Origin of the sequence: Arthrobacter ginsengisoli, from assembly GCF_031456935.1 — a bacterium.
GTDB classification, from domain to species: domain Bacteria; phylum Actinomycetota; class Actinomycetes; order Actinomycetales; family Micrococcaceae; genus Arthrobacter; species Arthrobacter ginsengisoli.
In genome coordinates this window covers 52,208-74,056 of record NZ_JAVDVQ010000012.1, presented here as the reverse complement: position 1 = coordinate 74,056, position 21,849 = coordinate 52,208, and the positions used below count along the sequence as shown (strand labels likewise).

Annotated in this window: 14 protein-coding genes; 10 read left to right on the top strand and 4 right to left on the bottom strand. The window is 64.0% G+C overall.

Annotated features, from left to right (window positions below; all coding sequences use genetic code 11):
* Positions 1-13 precede the first annotated feature (13 nt).
* Positions 14-337: a hypothetical protein gene (locus J2X01_RS14340; RefSeq protein WP_310058629.1), complete on the bottom strand. Its 324-nt coding sequence runs from the start codon at positions 335-337 to the stop codon at positions 14-16.
* 131 nt (positions 338-468) lie between these two features.
* Between J2X01_RS14340 and J2X01_RS14335 the strand changes: the two genes are divergently transcribed.
* The 10 genes from J2X01_RS14335 to J2X01_RS14290 all read left to right on the top strand — a co-directional run bounded on the left by J2X01_RS14335 (position 469) and on the right by J2X01_RS14290 (position 19,026).
* Positions 469-927 carry an excalibur calcium-binding domain-containing protein gene (locus J2X01_RS14335; RefSeq protein WP_310058626.1) on the top strand — a complete coding sequence of 153 codons (459 nt, stop codon included), beginning with the start codon at positions 469-471 and terminating at the stop codon, positions 925-927.
* 37 nt (positions 928-964) lie between these two features.
* Positions 965-1,636 carry a class F sortase gene (locus J2X01_RS14330; RefSeq protein ID WP_310058624.1) on the top strand — a complete coding sequence of 224 codons (672 nt, stop codon included), beginning with the start codon at positions 965-967 and terminating at the stop codon, positions 1,634-1,636.
* 325 nt (positions 1,637-1,961) lie between these two features.
* Positions 1,962-2,444: a hypothetical protein gene (locus tag J2X01_RS14325; protein WP_310058621.1), complete on the top strand. Its 483-nt coding sequence runs from the start codon at positions 1,962-1,964 to the stop codon at positions 2,442-2,444.
* On the top strand, positions 2,444-5,218 hold the full coding sequence (locus tag J2X01_RS14320; RefSeq protein WP_310058618.1) for a vWA domain-containing protein: 2,775 nt from the start codon (positions 2,444-2,446) through the stop codon (positions 5,216-5,218). Before J2X01_RS14325 ends, J2X01_RS14320 begins: the two co-directional genes overlap by 1 nt.
* A 58-nt stretch (positions 5,219-5,276) precedes the next feature.
* On the top strand, positions 5,277-8,831 hold the full coding sequence (locus J2X01_RS14315; RefSeq protein WP_310058615.1) for a tubulin-like doman-containing protein: 3,555 nt from the start codon (positions 5,277-5,279) through the stop codon (positions 8,829-8,831).
* A 1-nt stretch (position 8,832) separates the two neighbouring features.
* A complete protein-coding gene (locus tag J2X01_RS14310; protein WP_310058612.1) occupies positions 8,833-11,508 on the top strand; it encodes a hypothetical protein in 2,676 nt (891 codons plus the stop codon).
* An 85-nt stretch (positions 11,509-11,593) separates the two neighbouring features.
* Positions 11,594-14,065 carry a SaeA-related protein gene (locus tag J2X01_RS14305; protein WP_310058610.1) on the top strand — a complete coding sequence of 824 codons (2,472 nt, stop codon included), beginning with the start codon at positions 11,594-11,596 and terminating at the stop codon, positions 14,063-14,065.
* The gene (locus J2X01_RS14300) at positions 14,055-16,820 is read left to right on the top strand and encodes a GAP1-N2 domain-containing protein (protein WP_310058606.1); all 2,766 of its coding nucleotides are present in this window, start codon (positions 14,055-14,057) and stop codon (positions 16,818-16,820) included. Before J2X01_RS14305 ends, J2X01_RS14300 begins: the two co-directional genes overlap by 11 nt.
* A gap of 185 nt (positions 16,821-17,005) precedes the next feature.
* Positions 17,006-17,869 (top strand): hypothetical protein, encoded by an 864-nt coding sequence (locus tag J2X01_RS14295; protein ID WP_310058603.1) that lies wholly within the window; start codon positions 17,006-17,008, stop codon positions 17,867-17,869.
* A 290-nt stretch (positions 17,870-18,159) separates the two neighbouring features.
* Complete coding sequence (locus J2X01_RS14290) at positions 18,160-19,026, top strand: hypothetical protein (RefSeq protein ID WP_310058598.1); 867 nt, start codon at positions 18,160-18,162, stop codon at positions 19,024-19,026.
* 167 nt (positions 19,027-19,193) lie between these two features.
* Here J2X01_RS14290 and J2X01_RS14285 read toward each other — a convergent pair whose 3' ends face one another.
* From J2X01_RS14285 to J2X01_RS14275, 3 genes are all read right to left on the bottom strand, one after another.
* A complete protein-coding gene (locus J2X01_RS14285; protein WP_310058595.1) occupies positions 19,194-19,775 on the bottom strand; it encodes a TerD family protein in 582 nt (193 codons plus the stop codon).
* A gap of 62 nt (positions 19,776-19,837) precedes the next feature.
* Complete coding sequence (locus J2X01_RS14280) at positions 19,838-20,428, bottom strand: TerD family protein (RefSeq protein WP_310058592.1); 591 nt, start codon at positions 20,426-20,428, stop codon at positions 19,838-19,840.
* Positions 20,429-20,483: 55 nt separating this feature from the next.
* Positions 20,484-21,596, bottom strand: coding sequence for a DUF475 domain-containing protein (locus J2X01_RS14275; protein ID WP_310058588.1), 1,113 nt, complete (start codon positions 21,594-21,596; stop codon positions 20,484-20,486).
* Positions 21,597-21,849 lie beyond the last annotated feature (253 nt).

Below are 21,849 nucleotides of genomic sequence, written 5' to 3'. Positions count from 1 at the left end.
CTGCGTTCGCAGATCAGCAGTTACCCGGCTTCGACGCGCCAGGAGCCGCCGTCGCGAGCCGACTTTGGATCCACCCGAGCCTCCAGCGGGACGTCGACCTCGGGAAGCCCGAGTTCCTGCCCCTGATAGAGATGCGCCGGGCCGGGTAGACCCAGCAGCGCCACGAGCGCGGCCCGCATCGCACGAGCTCGCCGCCGCCGAGCCGGGTAACGGGCCGGACGATGTCGTGGTTCTCGAGCGCCGACGTCGGGGTGGCGCCGTGCAGCTGGCGTGCGGCTGAGAGCTCGTTCCCGCGGCCCATGCCTCCGGATCCCAGCCGAGCTGGGTGTTCAGTCATGACCCTCAACCAGCCTTGCAACGTCATGCAGGACACAATTGTGCCGCTCCGTGGATCCAATTACCCTCCAAGTTTCAACCATCACATACACTTCAGGCGTCAACTATCGCATCGCATAAATATGGGGAAACATGAAAAAAATTACAGCAGGTCTCACCTTGGCAGCAGTCATGGGGCTTTCGGCCCTGTCGGCCACGCCCGCCACGGCAGCGACCCTGCCATTCGTGAACTGCGATGCTGCAGCAGCACTGGGGGTCTACAACATTCCCGCGGGCACACCCGGTTACGGTATTCACCTCGACCGCAACAGGGATGGCTTCGGATGCGACGCAGCTGGTACGCCTGCGTACGACGCTTCCATCGTGGCGGGGCTCGTTGCTGCGCCCGTAGCCACGGTGGCTCCGAAAGCTCAGGTGGCTCCAAAAGCTCAGGTAGCAACAAAGCAGATCGTACGGGTTCCCGTTGGAGGAGCGGACACGGGCGTAACGACCAAGAGCACCGATAACACGGCCCTCCTCGCACTCGGAGGTGGCCTCGTCTTGGCTGCCGCAGCTGCCGGTACCTTTGTCGTTCGACGCCGCAACGCCTAATCCCACCTATCAGAACTGATCGGACACACTTTCTCAAATGATTAGTTCCACTAGGGATCCCCGCAGAGGCCGTTTTGCCTCTGTGGGGGTTGCCCTCTTAATTCTCACAGGCTGCGCTAACACAGCACCGGCGCAGCAGTCAGCCTCGGAAATGCCGTCATCAGTCGCTTCTTCCGCGACAGCCGGACCGGCAGAGTCGTCGGCCGCACAGTCCTCCGATCCAGCAACGACACAGTCGCCCGTGATGGCAGCCTCGCCGCCGGTTTCACTTAATATTCCTTCCATCCGGGAACAGTCCACGCTCCTCCACCTCGGCTTACGAGCCAATGGATCTCTCGAAGTACCACCCGACGGCCCGACCGCGCCGGCCAGTTGGTACAACGGCTCCCCCACACCGGGAGAACGCGGACCGGCAGTCCTGCTGGGACACGTCAATGCGGTCGGTGGCGGACCGGGGGTCTTCGCCAACTTGCGCCGTCTCAAGGTCGGAGACACCCTTGAAGTCACACGTGCAGACGGAAAAACGGCCATCTTTGAGTTTTACCGAGGCGAACAGTTCGCAAAGGACGCTTTTCCGTCGCAAACCGTTTACGGGGACACAGAAGGGTCTGAGCTCCGCGTGATTACGTGCGACGGTTACGACCCAGCAACCGGACTGTTTGACGACAACTACGTAGTTTTTGCGAAGCTAGTATCTCCGTCGACGTAGCCGGATTCCTAAAGACCCCAGACCTCCAGTCGTTGGCCGCGTCGACAAACACCAGGCATTCCTTGACGTGACCCGCCGATGGCGTCAACAACTGCCTTCCTCCTGTGTGCGCCTGTCGAGGTGGTATTTTCCACGCTAATGCGGGGCTGGATATCGAAACACGAACGACGCACTTTCGCGATGTTATGACGGACGCTCGTCAAGCCTTACTATTAGCGATAGTGGGCGAAAGCGTTCCCCCGCTGCATCGACGTTGTCCGCAAAGCCGCGGCAAGTTGAACTTTTTCGGTTGTATTCGTCGATGGTTTATTGGGGTGTAAGAAGTTTGTCTAGCGGCAGTAATCCATTTGATTTCAGCAAATACAATTCGTCAGGACCGGCGCCGTCTTCTGCGCCCTCGCTGACGAACGGGCAGCCGCAGGCTCCCGCGGCAGCCCCGTCGGGCAATGCTTCCTTCGGCTTTGGCAGCCAGCAGGCCGCGGCGGACCTGTCTCCTCAGTTTGGCGCGGCCGCCAAGGCACCCGTCATCTGGCTTGCCGGCGCCATCGCCTGTGCACTCGTCGCGATCGTCGTCGCAGCCGGCTTCGGCGCGTCACCGCCCCTGGCGATTTCGGCATGGTTCGTGGGCGGCCCCATCGCCATCGCCCTCATCGCTTGCTTCTCGCTCCGGGACACCCGCGCTCGGACCCATACGTTGTATTCCGCGGACGCCAGGGTGCCCTGGATCTACCGGCTGGCACTGGTCTTGAGCCTCGCGGCCGTAGTGGTTAGCGCACTGAGTATTGCCAACTGGGTGGGGCGGCTCTGATGCGGCGCGTAGTGGCCGTACTTGTCGGCCTGGCTCTGAGCCTCCCGCTGGCAGTTGTTAGTGCCGGCGCAAGCGTCGCAGCCGAAATGCCGCTGACCCAAGTTGCAGCCGAAACGCCGCTGACCCAAGTAGACGGTTTCCGAGCCTGTATCGCCGGCGGCGGCGTGACGGACATGCTGTTGCTGGTCGATGAGTCCTCCAGCCTGAACCGGACCGACCCGAATTACGCGCGGGTCACCTCCGCATCGTACCTGGTGACGCAGCTGGGCGGCTTCGCCTCCGAGTCCAGCGCCGAGGTCAACGTTGCCGTCAGCGTCTTCGCCAACAGCTATACGCAGATTCAGCCCTGGACACCGCTCAATGCCGGGACCTTGCCGCAGCTGCAGTCAGCGGTCAATTCGCTCAAGGACCGAGTGAGGGGCATGGAGACTGACTACTGGACAGCCCTCGACGGCGCACGCAAGGACCTCGCGGCCCGGGCAGCTGCCCGGACGGACCAGGAAAGCTGCCAGGCCCTTGTCTGGTTCACCGATGGTGGCCTCAACTACACCATCCGAACCAACGATGCCGACAAGGCCGCCTACGGGGCCGCCAAGCCCTTCGCCCCCGACATCGAGCTCACGAGCGCCGAAGCATCGGAGAGTGTCCGGGCAGCAGCAACGACAGATATCTGCCGCCCTGGCGGCGTGGCCGATCAGCTCCGCTCCTCGCAGGTGGCCCTCTTTGGTATCGGGTTGCAGGGCAGCGCTGAGAGTGCCGGTGACTTTCTTTTCATGGAGTCCGTGGCAACTGGAGAATCCCGCAGCGACGCAGCAGCCTGCGGCAAGTTGATTGATCCGGTACCCGGCGAATTCCACCTCGCCACTGATATTGACAGCCTGCTTTTGGCCTTCGACGGCATCAGTTCACCGGGCAGCCGCCCCATCACGCAGGACGCTGGCATCTGCCAGGTTTCGGTCTGCATCGATAAGGCCCACCGTTTTGTCCTGGATCAGTCGACGCCGGGCGTCCGGGTGTTGGCAACCGCGGACGGCACCAATCTCGCGGCATCCCTGCTGAATCCTGCCGGGGAAGTCATCAACCTGCCGAAGGGCAACATCGGCAGCCCAGCATCGCTGATGTCTGATGACAACACCCTGACGTACACGTGGTTGTCTGATAAATCGCTCACCGTTTCGATGGCTGAGGGTGCCTCCAAGTCAGGCTGGAGCGGACTTTGGCAGCTCGCCTTCACGGACCCGAGGGGACAGTCCGGCGGCAAGACCTCAAAATCCAGCATCCACATCGCGGGAAGCCTCAAACCGGCCTGGCTGAACCCGGCTGCGCCCCTGCACGTGGGGGAGACAATTCCGGACGTACGGCTGGGCCTCGTGGATGCCGCGGGCAAGAGCATTGACGCGGCATCCCTGCTCGGAGAGGTGCGGCTGTCCGCCACTTTGGTAAGCAGCCAGAGTAAGTCCTCCGTGGTCGCTGCCGCCCTGGGCAAGGACGCGATTGCCCCGTCGGTGACATTGGACCTTTCCGGATATCCGGTGGGAGCGGCCGAACTGGTCCTGGAGCTTTCCATCACCACCGCTGCGACGACGACGGCGGACGGCACCCCCGTGCCAGGCACACCATTGGAGCCGGCGCTGGTATCGGTGCCCTTGGCGCTGCTGCCGCCGGCTGAATTCCCCATCCTTGCCAGTAAAATCGATTTCGGTCAGGGCGAGGGAAACACAGAGCTTTCCGCCACATTGCCGGTCTCCGGTGTTGGCTGTGTTTGGCAGGTCCCGGACCAGGCGCCCGAAATCGTCGCTGCACCTGCGGATGTGGGCGCCATCGCGGTGTCCCTGGGCAAGGCGAACTCAGCCGAGAACTGCCTGAACGTCAAAGACATCACCTCGCTTCCCCTCACGTTCAAGGCCGAGCAGGCAGGGAATGGCTCGGTCAACGGTCGGGTCGCGCTGATGATCGCGCCGGACGGCGAGCCAGCCAAAGCAATGCCGGTCAAGGTGGAATTCACGGCCAGCATGGCCAAGCCGCTCAACAGCACCAATTTCCTGCTGGCGCTCCTGGTCGCCCTCATCCTTGGCCCGGGAATCCCGCTCCTGTTTCTCTATGCTGCCAAGCGGTTTGTCTCCAAGGTTCCCGGCATCTCGCTGTCCGCAGAACTCATCCCCGTCACAGTGGAGCATCAACGGGTGCTGCGGGACGGCCAACCCTTCGGCTTGCGACCCACGGACCTCACCGACCTGGTGCCGATGAAACCCTCGGGCTCCCGCTCGCTGATGATCAACGGACTGGAACTGAAGGCGCGCTCCGGTTGGTCGCCGTTGGGGAGCGGCTTTGTCAGCGTGCTTGCGCCGGGGCGCATCGGCGCTGGATCGGTGCCGCCGGGAACTGATCGCAGCGGCGTCAACGCTCGGCTGCCGCTGGCCGTCCACAACCATTGGGCAGTGTTCCGCGACATTGGAGCCGACCCCGCCACCTGCTACGTGCTGGTGCTGGTGAGCGGAACAGCGGCGGCCGCACAAAAGAGGGACATCGAGGGGGACATCAACCGGCGCCTGCCGGATCTGCTGGCCCGCCTGAACGACAAGGCCTCAAAACTGGAGGCCGACCGGGGCGGGAACCCGTCAGCGGGCGAGCAGACGCAGCCTCCCACGTCAGCCTTTTCCCAGCCGCTGCAACCCGCAAACGGACCGTTCCAGCCCGGCGCCGGGTCCGGGCAGACTCCTGCCGCGGGCGGGGAACCTGGCGGGTTCAGTCCGTGGGGGACACCGCACTCGTGATTTTGCCCTATATCAAGCGCACCACAGCCACCCCGATCAGAACAGGCAGGCAGCAACAATGCGGAAATTCCTAATAGTGGGCTGCGGTGGTTCAGGTGGTTCCACCCTGGCCTTCATGATGGATCAGCTCACCTCCGAGCTGTCAGCCCACGGAGTCACCGGTATCCCTGCGGGGTGGCAGTTTGTCCACGTTGATGTGCCGGTGGCCCCAGACACTCGAATCCCCGGCGTCGGCAACGTTGCCCAGCAGGGTGGTGGATACATTGCGACCGGCCCATCAGGGGGAAGCTATACCGTTCTGGACAACGCGCTGACCCAGACGCTGAGCAATGCCAAGGCACTGGGCCAAATCGGCACGTGGGCTCCGCGGGACCCGGCGCAGATCACCGTTCCCATTCACAGCGGGGCCGGTCAAATGCGGGCGGTGGGACGCATGATCACGCTCAGCAAGGCCGCCGAGGTCCGGAATGGCCTGGAACAGGCATTCCAGCGGCTCAACAAGGTGGAAACCAACAGCGAAATGGCCCAGCTGTCCGTCCCCGGCCTGGGTAAATTCAACGCTGCAGAACCGCCGATCGTCCTGGTCGTCTCGTCCATGGCCGGCGGCGCCGGAGCATCCATGGCCCTTGACGTCTGCCGGCTGCTGTCCCTGGTGCCCGGCGTTACTCCCTCGCTGGTAGGTGTCTTTATGCTGGCCGCCGATGTCTTTGACGGGCTGCCGTCAGACGCCCGCGGGGGTGTCCGGGCCAACGCTCTGGCGATGCTGGGCGAGATCGTGGCTGCACAGACCAAGGCCGCCCAGGACCATGACCTGGCCACGCTCGCGGCGCTGGGACACGGGAATGGTGTGACCGGTGAAAAGCCCTTTGCCCGGGTGTTCCCGGTGGGACGCTTCGCAGGCGTCAACCACACCATGTTCGGTGATGGCACACAGGATGCCGTTTACCGGGGGCTCGGCCGCGGGCTCGCCGCCCTGATGCTCAGCGGCAAGGCGGCTGCGGAGTTCGTGTCCTTCGATCTGGGCAACAACTCCGGAGACAAGGCTGCGGTCCGGGACTACTTTGGCTGGGGCGTCGAACCGAATGAGCTCCCCTGGGGCGCGTTCGGGTTCGCGAGCCTCAGCATGGGCCGCGACCGGTACCGCGAATACGCGGCGCAGCGCCTCGCCCGGACTGCCGTGGACCGGCTGCGGACAGGACATCTCCAGCCAGGAAACAGCGCCTCATCGGTTGCACAGGTCACCGCCCTGGTCTCCAGCCAGTGGAGCAACATCTCTACGTCGCTCGACCTGCCGGTAGCGGCCGACGGGCCGCTCACCCAGCACGAGGTCATGGCGTGGTTCACCGGGACGGCTTTCAGCCGAGCGGACGCCGGCCAGCTTGCCTCCGCCATCACCGATGAGCAGATCGTCCCGTTCATCCCTCCGCCCGGCGGAATTCAAGCGACACAGTGGCTGCCTGCCCTGCGCCAGAGGCTGCAGGAACGCAAGCCCGCCCTCACCAACGGGACTGCTGAGTCGGCCTACCAGTGGGGATACACCTATAAGGGCGTCCTGCTGACGCGCTTCACGAAGTTGATGGAAGACGCCGTGGCGCAATCAGGATTGCCCTACGCCCGGGCCATTGTCGAGCGCCTGGAGACCCTGCTGCGGGAACAGCTCATCGTGACGTTGAAGGGTATGGCAGCCCTGGCCCAGCCCAACGTGGCCGCTGTCCCGCCGCAATTCGAGGGCCAGCTTGCCGGCATGAAGGTCATTGAGAACGGGCAGTCGGTCGTGGACCGGCTGATGGGGGCACTTCGTGGCCAGACAACGGACCTGCTGTACTCCCAAGCCGCCGGTTCGGCCGCAACAGTCCTGACCGCTTTCATTTCGGACGTTCTGGGGCCGATGCGGGAAGCGCTGTCCGAAGGGCTGAACATCCTCGATCACGCGGCGGCTGCCCTCCCGGCCGCTGTGGGCCTCGCCAACGTGGCCACGGACCAGTACGCAGCCTGGCCGTCGGATGAAAACCTCAATGTTCCGCAACGATTTGACGTCGCGGACAACGAAATCCTGATCACCGAATCCAAGACGTTCTCCGTGCAATACGAGTCGGACGTGGCGCAGACGGGCGGTGGCGCTGCGGGAGTGAAGGGATTCAACGACGCACGGCAGGTTCTGGGCGGCCAAGTCATCCGCGGCCTGTGGCCAGTGGCGGGCGGGCACCAGGCCCCAGGAGGTCTCCTGGAAGTGACTGCCGGCTGGCAGCCGGGAGAGTTCAACCGGGATCCGTACAGCCACGCACCGTTGACCCCGTCGCGGGCTCGCTTCATGCTGCACACTTCACCGAAAGACCTGCTCCAGCGGGCGCGCGCCTTTGTCGGCCGGCCCGGCGAGGCATTCGATAAGTTCTGTTCCCTGTCCTTGCGCGATTACGTGCGCGGCGTGGATGCCAGCCAGTCCGACATCCCGCAGCGGCAGGCGGATGTGATCGCCAAGTTCACCGAGGCGGTCAACCGTGCTATCCCACTTATCAGCGTCAATCCGGACGTGGTCCAGCAGTTGCACGGGACGTCGGTGGCCTACCGATTCAAGTTCTCCTCCGTCCCGTTCGGCGAGCTCGACGAGGTAAGCCAGGCGCTGGTGGCGTCGATTAAGGCGGATCCGAATATCGCCGCCGAAACGGCCGCCATTCTGCAGCGCTCCCTCACTGCCGACACCCGCGTTCAGCGAATCGATATCTTCGGGTCCTATCGCAACTACTCGCCCCTGGTCTTCGACTCCGTCCTGTCGCCCGTGGCGCAGCAGTGGGATGGAACGTCGCTGCCGGAACGCAAGGGTTTCTGGAGCCAGCGGCGGTCACGCCCGCTGGCTGCCTCGTTGCCGATGGGGGAGAGCGAACGACGGGCGATGGTGGGCGGCTGGTTCGTTGGCCAGATCACCGGCCAGCTCCGCCTGCCGGAACCGCCCTACGACGAAGCCGTCCAGGTCTGGGACCAGACGGACGGCCGATGGATCCAGTTTCCCAACCCGCTGCTGACGCCGCCCAAGCAATTCCTGGCCAAGTCCTTCGACTGGCTGCCGGCAGTTCTGGAATCTGTTCTCCTGGCCGTGGCCCGGGCACATCAGGCACCGGTACTTTCCTCGCTGCGCCCCTACCGGCTCCTCCGCGAGCTTTATGATGCGAGCCCGGAAGAACCGGCGGCAGGCCTCTTCGAGGTAACGGCCATCCAGACCCTGACGGGGTGGCTCGGCACTGGGCAGACCCTGTCCGGTAGCCCCAGCCGGGTCCCCGGCATCGTGGCAGGGAGCACCGTGGCCGAACGCCATGAGCTGACCAAGGAGTGGCTCCAGACCATCAGAGCGCTCGCAGGGGATCACTTCATGCCGCCGGGACGCCTCAAGGCTGCGGGCGGCGGATCCTTTTCGCAGATCAGCACCCGTAAGGCGGCCAGCGCGACGCCGCTGTTCCGGGACGTGGCCGAGGACATCTACGTAGTGCTGGGCGACCTGTTGACCCATCTGGACACCGCTCACCAGCGCGCACTCCACCCCGGAAAGCACGCTGCGCTGCCTCCTGCCCCGGATGACCATGAAGATCCCCTCGCCCTCCCCATGATGGGAGCCTTCTGAGATGGAAGCGCTGACGGTTTTCCTGGCCCCCCGCGGAATCACGGCAGGTGTGCGCGAGGCCCTAACAGACTGGTCGGGGCTGGGTCTGATTGACAGCTTCATCTGGATCGAGCCGGGCATGGTTTCTGCCACCAGGGTCAACGGTCTCCTCGTGACGGCCGGAAACCAGGACGGCGTCAGCCTGCAAAGCCTGGCCGGCACCGGCAGTTACGACCGGATCCGGCTCTGCGTTCTCGTACCCGGCATCGCAGGACATGAGCAGGTGGACTCTTCCATCAGCCAGCGGATTGCCGAAATGCTCGAATCCTCGTTCGGCGGCCGCCCGGTAGTCAGGGTCCGTGCGGTTGTGGCACGCAGCGGTGAGACGGCAGTGCTGGACGGGCTGGCCCAAGGGGGCTGGCACAACCTCGTGCTGAGTCCCGAGGAATCCGCTGGCCCGGGACTGGGCCACCACCAGCTTTACACCACAAATGACCCCTTTGACTGGGGTGTTCATGCGGCAGCCACCTGTGCCGGCGTCCTCGGTCTCTGGTCCGGCAGTACGGAATCACTGCTGGACGGGGAGGCGCCGCTGCCTGGTGAGAGGGCCAGGCTAGTCCGCGCCTTCTACCGGACCATGGATACAACGGCCGTCGGGGCCGAGCTTCGCGACCAGGTCCTCTCGCTGGGCAACGGCGTGCCATTGCCCACCTACTTCGGCGCATCAGCCGTCTACATCGAAGACTCCGGATTAGCGGCACGGGTCATGGCGGACCAGCTGTGGGAAAAGCACGGACGGTCACTGCACGGAGAACGGGAACACTCCGCCCCGCAAGCGGTCACCGCCATCGGTCCCTGGGCCGCATTCAAGATGATGTTCGGGTTCCTATGGGCGGCATTGAAAAACGCACCGCGCAGTTGGGCCCAGCGCGTGGCAACCCGGGTGAAGTCGGAAACCGCAGCCGCAGTGCACGGACTTGTCTTCGGCTCGGCGCCGTCGCAGTACAAGGTGATAGTAGACGGCGTCGACCGTGACGGACTGCCGGTCTCCTGGCTGGAGGTCCGGGAAGCGGCCGAAACCCTCGAAAAACTGCTCGACGACGCCGGGACACCGCGTGAGCACCGCGCCCCTGCTGACCTGGCCTCGTTCTGGCAGGACTATGCGGACGGGGCGCTGACCCTTATCGACGCCGGCGAACGTGTCACCGCCCTGCCGCCGGTCCAGGTCGGGACGCAGCGGGCCGTACTCCGGCGCACCAGCGCCGCCGTTCCGGGCCCCGACTCCGGATTCTCCGACATTCCGACGCCCCTTGCGGCCGTCATCCAGCTGGATTCGCTGGAGCCCTACGATTTTTTGGGCACCCTCAGTATGGAGGGGCGCCTGCAGCACGCAGCGGGCGATCCCAATCTGGGCATCCCCGCCAGCACAGCACTGGAAGCACTGCGGCGCTGGAAAGTTGTCTCCGAGGAAAGCTACGCCGTCCGGGTGGGGACCAGGATTGGCCAGAGCCTGATCTCCGTCCGGAGCGAAGTCCAGCAACTACTGGACCAGATCCGCAGGGCGGCCAGTGCCGACGACATGCTCGCCGGCGTGTTGGCACGACAGAAAAAACTGGCCCTCTGGATGAAGATTCTGCTGGCCGCACTGCTGCTCGGGCTGGTGGTCACGGCGGTTTTGGTCGCCCAAGAGACGCTGGATCCCCTGAAGGGTTCCGGCATCGGCGCGGGCCTCGCAGTGGTCTGGCTGATAGCCACGCTGCTGATTTTCATGAACGGGCAGCGGGAACTCTTCCACCTGATGAACGCACGAAGCCAGCTGCTCAGCGACGACGAGATTTCGCGCCGGAACCTGAGCCACGCACTCCGCGACCTGCACCGGCTGGGCGGCGCCTACAGCCAGTTCCTGGCATGGTCCCGCATCATCGGCACCGTCCTGGCTGAGCCGTTCGGCCGGGCCGACGATCAAGCCCGGACCCAGGCGAAGTTCGTCCAGGGCCTGCCCCTGAATGTCAAAGTTGGCACGGCAACGGTGCAGCCCGCGGCCGTCGCGACCGCTGCCGCCCAGCTGCGGCACGATATCTTCGCCGTCGGCTGGCTGACCCGGCCGTGGGAGCGGGCCAAAGCCACAGCCGGAGACCTCATCGGGCCCCGCGGATATGAGCTGACGGCCCACCCCGAAGCCATCTACCGCCAGTCCGGGGACGGTGAGCTGTCACTGCTGCGCCTGTGGATTGGTGCGCTGGACGCGGCGGGCACCGACTCGTCCCCGGGGCAGGAAATCTGGGCGGGTGTGCTCAAGGACATCACAGGCCCACGGTCCGCCATATCCTCGGGCTTGGTGTCGACCGTGAGCGAGGTACGCGACTCGGCGGTGGTGCAAACGTCCTTGGACGCCTTTATGTCCGGCGTGGACAGCACTCCTGACGAAGGACGGCTGGGCCATTTTGATGGCGCGGTGCTGACCGACCTGGCACGCAATGCCGGTCGCGCCGCGGTGGAGCGGAGCGTGCCGTTCGGCTCTCATTCCGGCCTGGCCCGGCAGGCCGGCCTAATCCAGCTCAGCGGCGGGATCCCGCAGCACGAATTCCTGGTCGCCCGCCCCGCCGACGGGAATTCGTGGCTGGGAGGCGCACCGCAGAGAGCATCGGAAGATGACACCGGCGGCAGCTTCACAATGCCCGAGGGTCCCACCTTCTGACACCCCGGGGCGGGGCTGCATGCCCTTCCCTTTGTCGGATGCCAGGGCCGGATCGTAAGTACAGACAGTGAACGAAGAGGCAAATATGAGAGATCAGAAGTACCAGACCCGGCTCTCGGCATTGACGCTGTGGGCGGATATGGTGTCCTCCCGGGGGTATGTTCCGCCCGCAGCGGAGGACCTGTCCGCCATTGCCGAGCACAAAAAAACCGACACTCCGGGCCTCGACCAGAGCCTGGTCGGCCCGTGGCGGGATGCGCTCAAGGAACTTCTGAAGCAGCTCGCTTTCAATATTGCCGATCCCCACCTGCAACTGAGCCCGGAATTCGATGAACCCGGACCGGGTGCCGTCAGGATCGTCGAGCCCACGCCCGAGCCCACACCGACGACGCTGGTCCCCGTGCCGGACCGTCAGCCCAGCCAGGCAGGGTCCCAGGCAACGGATCCAGCCTTTCTGGCCCTGAAGACCTGGCGGAACAAGGCCATCGCGGAGAAGCGCCTGTCTCCAAGCAACCTCAAGGAGGCCCAGCTTCGATTGCTGGTCAATTCAGGGCAGACGACGGAGCTGGAGATCCGCTCCGCGTTTCCGCCCGCCGTCGCGAAATATGCAGGGGAGATGGCCGGTGTCCTAACCGGGCTCCACACATCCGGCGGGGCAGCCGATACGGCAACTAAGCCGGAGCCGGCCCGGAATGAGCCGGCCTCGAGCGCACGGCCAATGGCCGCGGCCCCGCAGGTATCGTCACCGCAGGCTGCGCCAACGCGGGCCGCGCCGCCAGTGCCGCCCGCTCCGGCCAAGGCCCCGGCTGCCGAGAAGGCACTCGACCCCGCGCCACGTGCCGCCGCGGAGATTGATCCGTCCGGTTTCGCGGCCTTCGACTACGGTTCCCAGACACAGGCACAGGCCCATGTGGAGGCCCGCAAGGATTCACAAGGCCGACGTTGGTACTCGTGGCCGGAGGCGCAGTCAGCCAGCCCGGTAACGATCTATCGGCTGATCTCCAGCGACGAGCATGAGCCCTACGCGCCGGACCAGGCGGAACTCGTGGCGGCGACGACTGCCGTCGAATCCGTTGACGAACGCCCCTTCACCACGGCGACGCGCTACTTCCAGGTGTGGCTGAATGAGGGACCGACCATGGCCGAGGCCATGGCGTCCCAGCCGACGTTGTACGCCCGGGGCGGATACGTGGGGGAAGTCGGAAAAATCGAAATCCGGGAGGACGAGGGCCGCGTCGTTGGCAACTGGAGTGCGCTGCCCGAAACTCAGAAAGTCCAGATTTTCCGGATCCCGATCGAACGCGCTGCCACCGGTGGCGGCGACCAGCGTTACCGGATACTCCAGGACTCAACCAACCTCGGCGGCTTTGTCGACGCCGACGTCCAACGGGGCAAGACCTATCTGTACCAGGTCTGCGCAGAGGCTTCCCTGGGCGGCGACGTCCGCCTTTCCAACCCCGTGACCTCCACCATCAAGGTCACCGCGGTGCTGGAACCTGTCACTGACATGCGCGTTGAGATGACCCGCGACAACGAATCCTCGCTGTTCGACCTCCGCTGGGGCTCCCCAGCCGGGGGCAATGTCGTGGTCTACCGCACCGAGGAGCCTCCTCAGGCCGGCCTGGAGCTGGAACCGCTCTCCGAGGATTCGCTGCGGATCAGCGGACTGATGCCTGAATCCCGGCTGTCCAACCCGGTAGAGGTCGTCGACGGCGGCGCCACTATGCTCAGCATCCCGTGGCCCGCCGGCTGGACACGCGCCTACTTCACCCCGGTGACGCTGTTGGGCGGAATGGCACATGTGGGCACCGCCATTTTCAAGTCCCGCAACGACAAGGTTCGGAATCCCAGGATCGTGGAACGCGTCAACAGCCAGATCCTCAGTTTTGAGTGGCCGGACGGTGCCGATTCCGTCATGGTCTACATGGGTGCCGCCGGCCAGGATCCGGAACTGGCACTCAACAGCCAGGCCATCGAAATTTCACAACCCGATTACCGGCGCCGCGGTGGACTGCACTTCACCGGGGAGTTGCTATCCACGGGGTGCGACGTTCACCTGGTCCCCGTGAGCTTCGAGGCTGGCGTGAGGGTGTCCGGGGCCATCACCACGGTTAACTACCCGTATATTTTGCGGCTGAACTACCAGGTCGTGGAGGCAAAGAGCTTCCTCGGGAAGGTGACTGGTGTCTCCGTCAGCGTGCAGACCTCAGAGGCAGGCGTGAACATGCCCGCCTTCGTGCTGGTCTACAACCCCGACCGGCTGCCGCTGACCACCCGGGACGGGACGGCGTTGAACATGGTGCCGGCGGTTGACGGCACTTCGACTCCCTCACGCCGGTTCACGCCCGGCGGCTCCGGGCCCGACGGGCCCGTTGCGTGGAAAACCGATCCCGGGTCGTGGGCAGCGGAGGTCAACCCTACGGGTGGATTCGTCCGCCTGTTCGCCGATCTGCCGGTGGATGTCCTGCGCCATGTAGCGCTTCTCGATCCGCTCGTGGAGACCCTTCGCTTGACCGGTGCGCCGAGCAGGGGCAAGAGGTTCTTTGGTGGCCGATAACTCGACAGGTCCGCCACCGGTCACGCCGCGGTGGGGTCAATTGACCTATACATCCTTCGACCCGGACAACGGGGCCGGCGGCTGGCAGGTGATGAGCACGGCGGGCGGGCTCAGCGACGCCGAGATCGAGTCGCTGCGGCAGAGGATTGTCACGAGGTTCGACTCCGCAACTCCACTGGGTTCTTTTCCCAATGCGGCCGAGCTGGAAGCCATGCCCCGCCGCCTGACCTACATTGCCGACGGCAGGGGCCGTGGCGCCTACTGGCACAGCACCATGGCGGGCCGGGACGCCACCGGCAGGCCCGGGAACGTCTTCAGCCACGTCCTGCTGGATCGGGACACGGCGCAGCCGACGCCGGCAGTTCGGCCGATCGAGATCTGGCGTTCCCCTGGACTGTTGTGTCCCTTTGGGCAGGACCAGGTGCGCGAGGCCGTGCTGCGGGAGGACGCCATCCCGTCCTTTGGGGAATCCTTGGGCCGGCAGGATGTTCTCGATTTCCTCTTTGACCAGACCGAATGGCGGGTCGGGCTACTCAGTGCGCTGCTGGACGCAGTCTCGGCTGCACTGAACGGCGGCCCTGGCGTGGTCCTGATTACCGACTCTGCGGAGTCCGCCGCCCTGTGGATCGCGGCGGTGAGCCGGCTGGCGCCCGCCGGATGGGTCCGGCAAATGAACTTTTCAGTGTACGAACGGGCTGCAGGGCTCGACGCCGTTTTCGACCGGGGCGTGCATCTGGTCGGTGTGCCACGGGCCGACGCCGACGCCCTCCCAAAGCACTCCGGATTCATCATCCTGGATGAACACGAAGTGCCAGACCTTGGCGAAGTGGGCGGCCGGCCACATCAAGCCCAAGCGGGTTCCCTGATTGAGCCGACCCACTGGTCGGCACTGGCCCAAGCTGCTTTGGTGGATCGGGCAACATTTGCTGCCGCCACTTCCATGATGGATGACGTTGCGGTCCGGGTCGGCGATACCGGGCAGGAGCCGAGCTGGGCTCTTGCGATGGCCGCCCTGCTTCTGCCGGATCTCTTCGGCGACTACGAGGCCGAGGCAGCGGCCGTGGTCGCGCGCCACTCGCCGGATTCCTTGGCCGGGGATGAGGAACTGATGCAGCTGGCGCGGGCCACCATGCAGTGGAGTCGCGGCGACTCCGCAGGCGAGGCGTGGGCTGAACTTGAGCGGGACAATGCATCCACTCTGATGCGGCAGGTTTTGATTCAGACTTATGTGCAGCGGTCGCTCGAGGACGATGACTGGTTGGCCCGACCCGGCCCTGTCCCGCTACCGTCGGATTACCGCGCGGAGTTCAGCACCCGGGCACTGCGACAGGCCGCGCGGGCGGCGATCCTGACGCTGCAGCATAAGTTTACCGGGGAGAAATCGTCCGAGCTCCCCACCAGGGCCCTCAGAATCTTGGATTTCATCCACCGCGCTGGCCTCGTTAGTGCAGGGGACGGTTCCGGTGAATCCGTCGACGATGCCATCGCAGAGATCCTCGAGCGAACACTCTTTCAGGTTGTCGATGACGACGAACGGGCAAAAAGGTTTGTTTTCGAGGCGGGGGCTCTTCTGGCAGACCCCCTGCGACAGGAGGTTCTGGCAGCGGTTCAAAACAGTGCGAGGTTCCTTTCCGAGCCGGCCGGTAACCGGCTTCCCCCGGCGTTTTGCGACTGGCTATTTGGCGCGTTCCCTGCCTCGGCAGTCTCCAGCATGTTCTCGGAGCCGTACGCCGCCGTGCCTGCAATGGCCGTTGAGCAAGCCATCTGGTCGTGCCGGAACGGGCAGGGTCACATTGATGGAGTCCGGGTGGTGGCGGCGACGGGGGTCTTGGAACCAAGACAAATCGACGTCGTGTCGGATTCCGTCGTGGCTCAGGTATTTAGCTTTGAGCCTCCTTGGCGTTCTGCCGAGCTGCTGTTTCTCGAACTCAGATTTCCCGGCGAGATGCTTTCTGGTTTCTTCCCTCCGGCGTTGTTGACGGAGGAATGGTCCGAGCCGCTGGCTGAGCTTATCGACGTTGTACAGGACCGTGAGCCCAATGCCCCCGGATCCCCGGAGGTGCGGTTTGCCCAACTCCGGCGCGCCGCCAAGTTCTCGGTGCCGAGTGGCTCCCCGGATGAAGCGCGGGCCGGCGCTGACTGGATCCTGAGCGCGGCCGAGCATGCAATGAAGGTCGTTGACGGCCGCCTAGCGCAGGAACTACGAGCGCTGGTAATCAAGGCTGCAGTGATCGCCGTCGCCAATCCTCGGAGCCGCTTGGAGCTCCCCAGGGAAGTGCAGAGCCATGTAACGGATTATGTTTCCGTTCCGGCCGATGGAGTTTTTGAATTCCTTCAAACCTCCGTGGATACCCGGGTACTGGGCCAAGCAGAAATACAGGAACTGACCCGCCTCGCCATTGAGACAGCGCCCGGCTATCCGGGCGCGGAGGACGTTCCAGGCGATTTCATGTCCGGCATGACCGTATTTGCCGGGACCGATCGCATACCGCTGCTCGAAGTTCCCATCCGCCATGCCATCCGGACAGGCCAGACAGATCCGCAGTCCATGTGTGACGCGATCCTGGCTAAGAACTGGAACCGAAGCTTCAACACCGGATCCGAACGCCTTGTGGAAAAGATCTATGAGGAGCGCCAGAAGTTTTCCCGGGAATGGTGGAAAAAGCTCCGCCAGGACGCTGGGTCCACCGAGCTGGATACTGCAAAGCCCACGCGTTTCGGCGGATTCATGTCCGCAATGAGAAAGGATCGATGATGCCCACATACATACTGGAGGGCACGAGCGAAGTCCAGCTCCGGGTCCGCCCGCTCCGCCTGACACTGCGTGTCGAGGGTGGAGCATCACTGGCCAGGCTTGAAGCCGGGCAGAACGGCCGCCGGCTGGAATCGGTGGTCCGCCCCCCGGACGGGATTATCTTGCCGGCCGTTGAGGAGCTGACGGTGGTTTCCGTGTTCCCCTTGGGCCAGGAACGGTTTCCGTCGCCCACCGTTCTGCACCTAGCCGTGTCCGTGGAGGACAACGCGTCCTTGGATCCGCAGCGCGCCGTGCTGGTGCCGATTGATGTATCCGGCCTGGAGCGGAAGGACCTGATCTCGGTGGAACGCGTCGGGGAGAACTTGATCCTCCGGGTGGCACATCACCAGGAGGACGCCGATCTGGGCCCGCTCGGAAACGCCGCCCGCGTGGCGACGCGGGAAGTTCTGGGACTTCAATGGCTGGACGAAGCCGCTGCCTTCAACGTGATGGTGGCCTTGGACGGATCCGGCTCGGCTGTCAACCTGGTGCGGGACGGCACCGTGAGCGCTTTGGTACAGGTGCTGACCGGAATAGCACAGGTGATAGCGGGCGGCGATCAGGTGCGCGCCGCCGTCGTCGACGGCTCCGTTCATCCTGTTCCACCGCACGACCTGGCCTCACTCCCGGCGGGCGTCGTCGCCGCACATCAGGCTCTGGTGCCTTCCAGCAGTTTCCGTTCCGCCTTCCCCCGGCCTGAGAACCTCAGTCCTGCGGCGGGCACGATCGTTTATCTACTGACGGACTCTTTGCCGGCGGACATCCAAGAGCTGGAGATTTTGGGGGAGCCGGGCGAAGTACGCCACATCATTGCGGTCACGCCGGAGGCAGCCTGGCAACTGCTCGGTGGCACCTCGGTTTCGCACACCGTGGTGGAACCGGCACGTTCGGGTGCAAACCTTGAAAGCCATTTGTTGGGTGAACCGCACGTGTTGCGTGGCCTGGTTAGATCATTGCTTCAGCCTTGCCTCAGCGCGAGCTCGGAGCTATTGGAAGGCGTTACGCTATGACCCGTTGCCCTGGTTGTTTCCAGCACCTGCCCGAGGATGGCTATCTGTGGATCTGCCGATCCGGACGGTGCCCCACCGAACGTGACGATGTCGCGGGGCGCTACGCCGGCAGAGACGTAGAAAACGGGCCGCTGATCTATCGGCTGCGCCCCGCCAACGCGGGCAAGAACTGGGCACCCGAAGTTCCCACAAGCTGCTCCGAGTGCAAGCAAGCCGTCCAGGAAGCCTGTGTGCGGTGCCATCATGAATTGCTGCCTGGCTGGCGCGACGGTCAGGCCACGTGTGTGGCAATGAACGGATCCCGCGCCACCGGTAAGTCCCTCTATATCGCCGTTCTGGTGAAGCAGCTGGATCAGCTGATGGCCAAGATGAACAGCACCGTGGAATTCGCGGACCCCCGCACGCGCGAGAACTATACGGACATTTACGAGAAACCCCTGTATGAGTCACGCGGTCTGATGCCCCCGACGCCGAGTGCTATCACGGACAGTTCCTATCAGCGCGAACCCTTGATCTTCAGTCTCGGCATCCTGAACGGGGCCCGGAGGTTCCTGGTGATCCGCGATGTCGCCGGCGAAGATATGGAAAGGCCTCCCGCTGACACGACGCCACTGCAATTCCTGGCCAACGCCGACGCCGTGTTTTTCATGTTTGACCCGATGGCAGTTCCGGAGATCCGTGCCAAGCTGCAGGACCTGATTCCAACCCAGCGCCAGCTCGGCGGTGACCCGCACACGGTGTTGGGAAACCTGATGAATATCATCGGAGCTGCCACTCCGCGCCTGGCGGTCATCCTGTCCAAGTTCGATGCCATGCACGAGCTGCGGAACGTCGAGGACGTTGACTGGCAGTCCATCATGTCCAACTCGGGAGCTGCGTTCCTCCGGGATCCGAGCCTTGAGAGCGCGGAGTACCAGCAGGACGACGGCGAGCTCCTGCACGAGGAGGTCCGCAGCCTGCTGCACAAGCTTAACGCCGGCCGGCTGGTCCTCAGCCTGGAGAATCCCCACAGCGGAAAGGCGATACCGTACCGCTTCTTCGCTGTGTCGGCTCTGGGGGAGGCCCCGCGCGGGGAATCCGTCCACCCGCGGGGGATAGCCCCCTTCCGGTGCCTGGATCCCGCCAAGTGGGTCCTGAGCCTGACCGGAGCAATATGACACCACGAACGTGTGACCAATTTCGGGGATCTGGGCTTGGTCACGAGCTGCGCAGGCGGGAGGGCGCTTTGAGGCCGACGTCGAGGCCGGCGCCCGTCCGGGAGTGATGGAGAAGGAAGAGCGTTGAGGTAGCGGCGGTCCGGGTTTTCCCGGACCGCCCCCCGCTTCTAGTCCAGCGCGATGCCGAAGTCCGTGGCGACGCCACGGAGGCCGGAGGCGTAGCCCTGGCCGACCGCACGGAACTTCCACTCGCCGTCGTGGCGGTAGATCTCCGCGAATATCATGCAGGTTTCGGCTGACGCGTCCTCGGTGAGGTCGTACCGGACCACTTCGTTGTCGGTCTCCTGGTTCACAACCCGGCAGAAAGCGTCGCGGATCTGGCCGAAGTTCTGGCGGCGGGCCTCTGCCTGGTCAATCGACACCACGATGACGATCTTCTCGATGTCCAGCGCGACGGCGTCGAGGTCGATCAGCACCTGCTCGTCGTCGCCCTCGCCTTCGCCCGTGCGGTTGTCGCCCTGGTGAACGATCGAACCGTCCGGGGATGCAAGCTGGTTGTAGAAGATGAAGTCGGCATTCGAGCGCACCTTGCCGTTAGCTCCAATTAAGAGCGCAGAAGCGTCGAGGTCGAACTGCTCGCCGGCGGTGGTCCGCGGGTCCCAGCCAAGACCGATCATGGCTTTGCGGAGTCCCGGGTCGGCTTTGGTCAGGGACAGGTTGCTGCCCTTGCTGAGAGTCAGGGTAGACAAGAGGTTCTCCTTCAGTTTGGTGTGTACGTTCAAGAGGGCTAAAGAACGCTGGTCCCGTTGGACTAGAGGGCGGAGGCTGCGGCGCCGAGGACATCCCCGGGCGTGCGGCCGTTGGCCGGAGTGCCGATCGCCTGGAAGGTCCAGGCGTTGCCGTTCCGTGAAAGCTTCGACATGACCATGGCGGTGTACGGGCCCGACTCGGTGAGGTCGTATCGAGCAACTTCCGGGCTGCCCGCGGCCGAGTCGTCGATGACCCGGCAGAACGCGTTTTCGACCATGTTGAAGGTCTGCTGGCTGTAGCTGGTGATGACGAACACGATGTGCTGGACAGCCGGTGAGACGGCGGGCAGGTTGACCATCATGGTCTCGTCGTCGCCGTCGCCGGCGCCGGTGAGATTGTCCCCGGTGTGGCGGATGGAGCCGTCCTTGCTGGTGAGCTGGTTGAAGAAGACCGTGTCCAGGTGCTTGCCGTCGGCGGCGAACATGACGGCCGAGGCATCCAGGTCGATCTCAACGGTCTTCTTTCCGCCGAAAAACCCCTTCTTGGCCGGAACTGCAGAGTCCCAGCCGAGACCCAAACGGACATTCGTCATCGAATCGCCGTTCTGCTTCGTCAGAGATAATGTCTGGCCTTTTTGCAAACTCAAACCCATTGATTTTCTCGCATTTCTTAGTGGTGGTTGTTGCTTTTTGTTTGCTGGTAACGAGCTAGTTGTTTGCGTCCGCGGACTCAAGCACTTCGACCGGATCGGCGACGCTCTTACTCTTGTTGCGCAGGATCGATCCGGTAAAGGCGGCGCCGATGAAGACCACGCCGATGAGGCCGGTGATGATTTCGTTGATCGGGGTCACGATGGTGATCAGCAGGATGACCGCCAGTGCGCCGATGGCCCAGTGCGCGCCGTGGTCCAGGTATTCGTATTCGTCCAGCGTTCCCTCCCGGACCAGGAAAACGGTCAGCGAGCGGACGAACATGGCGCCGATGAAGCCCAGTCCCAGAGCAATGATGATGGGGTCCGAGGTGATGGCGAAGGCACCGATCACGCCGTCGAACGAGAAGGACGCGTCGATGACCTCAAGATAGAGGAAGAGCATAAAGGCGGCCTTGCCGGCCAGTTTGGCGGAACCGGAGGGACCGGAGTGAACCACGCGGTCCGCGTCCGCCGCGTCGACGTCGCCGTCTGCATCGACGTCGAAGAGGTTGCCGAGGCCGTTCACCAGGAAGTACGTGATCATGCCCAGCAGGCCCGAGAGGAGCACGATGCCCTGCTTCTCACCCGAGACGGCGCCGGCGATGGCCAGCGCGGCCATGCCTGCGATCAGGGATGCGCCCTCGAGTTTGCCCAGCCTGGCCAGCGGGATTTCAAGGAACTTGATCCACTTGATGTCACGGTGCGCGAGGATGAAGTCCAGGAACAGCATCAGCAGGAACATTCCGCCGAAGGCCGCGATCTGCGGGTGCGCCTCGTGCAGCAGGTACCCGTAGCTGCCGGGGGTATGCGGGTCACCCTTTTCCATCGCCAGGGTGACGGCTTCCACGGGGTTCAGGCCCGCTGTGACGCCGACGATCAGCAGCGGGAACAGGATGCGCATGCCGAACACGGCAATGATGATGCCGACGCTGAGGAACATCTTCTGCCAGAACGCGTTCATCCGCTCCAGAATTCGGGCGTTGACGACCGCGTTGTCGAAACTCAGGCTGACTTCAAGAATGCCCAGGATGATGCAGAGGATGAGCGCTTCGGGCCCGCCATAAAGAAAAGCGACCACTAACGCAATGATGGTGACCGCGAACGACCATCCGAATGTCTTGAGGATCAAGCTGGAACAACTCCTGGAATGACGGGTCCTGTCCGGTCAACGACGGCAGGACGGCGAAAAAACATCCCGGAAGTTATCCCCCAAGACTTCGTGGCACTATCCTATCCGCAGGCTGCGACGCTTTGTCCTGGGCCCCGTATATTGACTGTGATTGTGACTCGTCCCGAAACACATGACGCACCTATAGCTGTAAACCGCTGTAAGCGGCAGCAAAGTAATGAAGCGTCGTTGCCCGCCACTGGTGGTGGTGAGG

Bases quoted from the DNA above. Each gene is read 5' to 3' on its own strand.
- J2X01_RS14340 (WP_310058629.1), bottom strand. From the start codon at position 337: ATGACTGAACACCCAGCTCGGCTGGGATCCGGAGGCATGGGCCGCGGG.
- J2X01_RS14335 (WP_310058626.1), top strand. From the start codon at position 469: ATGAAAAAAATTACAGCAGGTCTCACCTTGGCAGCAGTCATGGGGCTT.
- J2X01_RS14330 (WP_310058624.1), top strand. From the start codon at position 965: ATGATTAGTTCCACTAGGGATCCCCGCAGAGGCCGTTTTGCCTCTGTG.
- J2X01_RS14320 (WP_310058618.1), top strand. From the start codon at position 2,444: ATGCGGCGCGTAGTGGCCGTACTTGTCGGCCTGGCTCTGAGCCTCCCG.
- J2X01_RS14315 (WP_310058615.1), top strand. From the start codon at position 5,277: ATGCGGAAATTCCTAATAGTGGGCTGCGGTGGTTCAGGTGGTTCCACC.
- J2X01_RS14310 (WP_310058612.1), top strand. From the start codon at position 8,833: ATGGAAGCGCTGACGGTTTTCCTGGCCCCCCGCGGAATCACGGCAGGT.
- J2X01_RS14305 (WP_310058610.1), top strand. From the start codon at position 11,594: ATGAGAGATCAGAAGTACCAGACCCGGCTCTCGGCATTGACGCTGTGG.
- J2X01_RS14290 (WP_310058598.1), top strand. From the start codon at position 18,160: ATGAACGGATCCCGCGCCACCGGTAAGTCCCTCTATATCGCCGTTCTG.
- J2X01_RS14280 (WP_310058592.1), bottom strand. From the start codon at position 20,428: ATGGGTTTGAGTTTGCAAAAAGGCCAGACATTATCTCTGACGAAGCAG.